The organism is Aestuariivirga sp. (assembly GCF_037139295.1).
Lineage (GTDB): Bacteria > Pseudomonadota > Alphaproteobacteria > Rhizobiales > Aestuariivirgaceae > Aestuariivirga.
Window position 1 is genome coordinate 1 of sequence record NZ_JBAXGR010000174.1, and the last position, 4,382, is coordinate 4,382.

The window sequence follows — 4,382 nt, forward strand, 5'->3', positions numbered from 1 at the left end:
CGCAATCGCGTCCGAACATCACGTCGAGCAGCGACACCCCGCGCAGATTGAGCACAACCGCCTCGCAGCGATCCAGGACAGAGCGGAACACCGGCTCGCTCTCATACAGCGTCGCGCCCATGCCCGCCCACTGGCTGCCCTGTCCGGTGAACAGGAAGCCGATCCGCGCCACGCCCGCTGACGGGTTGCGAACCCCCGTCTGCACACCCGCCACGCGTCCTTCCGCACACGCCACCTCATCCGCACCCACAAGCGCCGCAAGCCCCGACGCAAGTTCATCTGGACCTGTAAACGCGATCGCTGCGCGGTGGTTGAAGTGGCTCCGACCAACCCCCGCCGTGAAGGCCGCATCCGACAGCAACTCCCGCAGTTTCGTCTCCGCCAGGGCATCCCCCTGCCGGCCCAACAGCCACTGACCCCAGCGCTGCCCAAGCGTCGACAACGCGCCCGACGTCTTCCCTGACAGCGCCACAACACGCACCCGGCGCGGCGAGGCCACCGCCGCCATCTCACCAGCAGGCATGCCACCAGGCTGAACCTCCCCGCCTGCCACCGCACGCGGCCCGTAGCTCTCCAGCACCACATGCGCATTGGTGCCCGAGAAGCCAAACGACGATACACCGATCCGCCACGGGCGCCCAAGGCCAGCCGGCAACGGCGTCGCCTCGGACGTCACCTTCACCGGAAGGCCAGACCAGTCAATCCGAGGGCTCGGCGTCACAAAGTTCAGATGTTTCGGAATAACCCCATGCTGCAGAGACAAAACCGCCTTGATCAGGCCCGCAATCCCCGCCGCAGCCTCAAGGTGACCGATGTTCGTCTTCACCGAACCAATCAGAAGCGGATGCGACGCGTCACGCCCAACCCCATACGCCGCCGCCGCCGCTCGCACCTCGATCGGGTCGCCAAGCGCCGTCCCCGTGCCATGCGCCTCGAGATAATCAACCTCATGCGGCAGAACGCCCGCACGCTCCAGCGCTTCCCCGATCACACGCTGCTGCGCAGGGCCGTTCGGAACCGTCAGCCCCGCGCTCGCTCCGTCCTGGTTCACCGCAGACCCACGGATCACCGCAAGTATCCGGTCACCATCACGCTCCGCATCCGAAAGCCGCTTCAGAACCACAATCCCGCAGCCCTCGCCGCGAACATACCCATCCGCCGACGCATCAAACGTCTTGCAAAGACCATCGGGCGACAGCATGCGTGCGCGCGCAAAGGCAAGGCTGAGATCGGGCGTGAGGATGGCGTTGACGCCACCCGTCAGCGCAAGGTCCACTTCGCCCCGCACAAGGGCAGTGGCAGCCTGATGCAGGGCCACCAGCGAGGAGGAACACGCGGTGTCAACCGCGACCGCCGGACCCTGCAAGCCCAAGACATAGCTCACACGGCCCGCGGCAACGCTCTGGGCGCTGCCAATCCCGGTATAGAGGTCAGCCTCACCCGGGCCCAACTGCGCTAGGATCTGCGCATAGTCCGAGGTACTGATCCCCAAGAACACGCCCGCCGTCGTGCCCGCCAATTGCCGCGGGTCAAGACCCGCATCCTCAAGCGCCGCCCAGCTGGCCTCCAGCACCAGCCGCTGCTGCGGGTCCATCTTGCTGGCCTCAACCGGCGCAATCTGGAAAAACCCCGCGTCGAACCGGTCAATCTCCTCAATGAAGCCGCCGCGCTCCACGCTGCCCCGCACTGCGGCATCGCCCTCATCCGCCGCCGACACCCGCCAGCGGCCCAGCACATCGCCGATCCCCGAGCGTCCGCCAGACAGTAGGGACCAGAACGCCTCAGCACTCCGCGCCGCCCCGGGAAAACGGCACGCCATCCCAACAATCGCCACGCGATCATCCTCAGAGCCTTGCGTGGGGCCATACTTGCGCGCAGGCCGCGCCGCGCCCTGGCCCGACAGCCGCCGCGCCAGATCCGCAATCGTCGGCGTGTCATAGAGTTCGCTTGCATCGATATGCACACCCAGCGTCTCGCCAAGCTGGCTGACAAGCTGGATCGCTCGCAGCGAATCAAGCCCAAGCTCCGCAAAACCGGCATCAAGCGGTACCTGGGCAGGCGGCGCACCGATCGCCGCCCCGATCTGCTGCCGCAGCCAGAGTTCCACATCCTCCGCACGCCACTCGCGCAGCGCACCCGCCGGCACATCCGCTTCGACAGCACCGATCAGACCAGCGCCGGCAGGCCCTTCCCACCGCGCCACCTCGGACAGTTCATTCGCCAGGAACAACTGCCTCGCCCGGCCGCGCTGCAATTTGCCAGAGGTGGTCCGCGGCAGCGATGCCGGCTTCACGAAAATGATTGCCGACAGGTCAAGCTCAAGCGCCTCGAGCAGCGCACGGCGAACCGCCTGTCCCACACCGCCTGCATCGAGTTGCCGGAGCCCAGATCGCGTCACCTCATGCACCAGAACCAGCGCCTCGCCCGTCTCCCCCTCAACGCTGAAGGCAATCGTCCGGTCATTGCCGAAAAGCGCGTCAGCCGCATTCGCGCATTCCTCAAGGTCCTGCGCATAGTGATTGCGACCCCTTACAATCACCATCTCCTTGATGCGGCCAACCACGTAAAGCTCCCCGTCAACCACCGCCCCAAGATCACCCGTACGCAGATAATCTGGACCCTCCGGCGAACCCGCAAGCCGCGCATGGAAAACCTCCCGGCTCACCTCCGGCTTCCCCCAGTAACCAGCCGCAACACTCGGACCAGACAGCCAGATTTCGCCAACATCCCCAGCCGAACGCTCAACACACTTATCAGGATCAACAATCCGCATGTCATGCCCGGGCACGACCGGCCCACATGAGGTAACAGCTTTGCCGGCCCCCTCAAACAACACGTCTGGCAGCCGATGCGGCTCGGAAAACAAGCGCACAACCGTCTCGCCCACCTGCGCCACATCACCACAGGCGCGCTCAAACAGACGAACCACCGGGCCATCCCCAGACAGCCGGCCACTTGCCATCGCAACGGTCTCGGCCATACCGTACGCTGGCACGATGCATCGCTCAGCGAACCCGAACCGTCCAAAGGCCGCCACAAATAGACACAATGTTTCTGGCCTGACGCGCTCTGCCCCAGATGAGAACTTGGAAAGGCTATCGAGCCTGAAGCCAGGTGTAGAAACGTCACCACCAGAGCGATTGAGAGCATCGACACACAATTGCCAGGCGAAGTTAGGACCGGTGATGGAGGTCGCCTCAAACACTGAGACAGCCTCCAGCCAGCGCATCGGACGTTGCAAAAAGCTGCCAGGCGACATGAGAATCGACTGGCACCCGTATGCAAGCGGAACCAGAACGCCAGTCAAGAGACCCATATCATGAAATGGCGGGAGCCATCCCACGTTCCGGTCTGCCTCCGTCAAGCCAAAGATCTGCCCTATACATCCGATATTATCGCACACTGCCCGGTGCGGGATCATCACTCCCTTGGGGCGACCAGTCGTGCCGGATGTGTATTGTAGAAATGCGAGATCCTCTGGTCTGACACCGGGATCCACCCAGAACTGAGCACCTGAGGTGTCCAGCTGATCGATCGCAACAACCAGTGGCGGCTGGCCATTTAGCCCTGACCAATGGGTAATCCGTTCGACGAGCGCCGAAGGCGCCAGAATTGCCGCCGCACCACAGTCTTCCACGATCGCCTGCAGCCTGTCCATATGCTTGGCATTGCGCGGCGGATAGGCCGGCACCGCAACCATGCCGCCAAGCTGGCAGCCAAAAAACGCAGAGATATAATCAAAGCCCGGAGGACACAAAATCAAAACACGGTCGCCACGCGAGCATTTTTGCTGAAGGGCCGCACCGACCGACTTGGCCCGGTTCAGGAGCCGACCATAGTTCAACTCTTCAGCCTCAAACGCATTTGCAGACTTGTAGCTCAGAAACGTAAATGCAACCCGATCGGGCATCTCCGCGCCGCGCCACAAAACCATCTCAGCAAGTGTCTCAAAATGACACGTGCCGCGTGTATCCGGAACCATATTTAAGAACTGCCTGCCTGTGCCTCACGGTCCATGCTCATCGAGCATGGCCCAACGGCCATTGCATCTGCCCGCGCGACGCTCATGAATCACGCCATGCAGATCGAGCGAGAGCAGGTGCTCCAAGCCGAGTCTGATTAGCGAACTGCCGATCGTCAAGGCTACACCAACGGATCCAAGCCCAAGACCCTGACGACTCGCGTCGGCCAGGTGGATCTGTGGATCCCCCAGACTCGCGGCTACCGTGACGAGAACGGGCGGCCGTTTTAACCTCGGCCGCTCGAGCGAGGCGTCCGCATTGAACGGGCGATGACGCTCGCCGTCGCCGAAATGTACGTGCAGGGAGTCAGCACCCGGAAGGTCACGGCCATTGTGGAGGAACTCTGCGGCCTTGAGATCA

2 protein-coding genes are annotated in these 4,382 nt (G+C 63.3%); both read right to left on the bottom strand.

What is annotated here, in order from left to right; translation table 11 throughout:
• Positions 1 to 2,665: beta-ketoacyl synthase N-terminal-like domain-containing protein (locus WCJ41_RS20270; protein WP_336907652.1), on the bottom strand; the 2,665-nt coding region annotated here is incomplete at its 3' end.
• Positions 2,666 to 4,006: 1,341 nt separating this feature from the next.
• Positions 4,007 to 4,382 (bottom strand): hypothetical protein (locus tag WCJ41_RS20275; protein ID WP_336907653.1); only part of this gene is annotated, 376 nt, incomplete at its 5' end.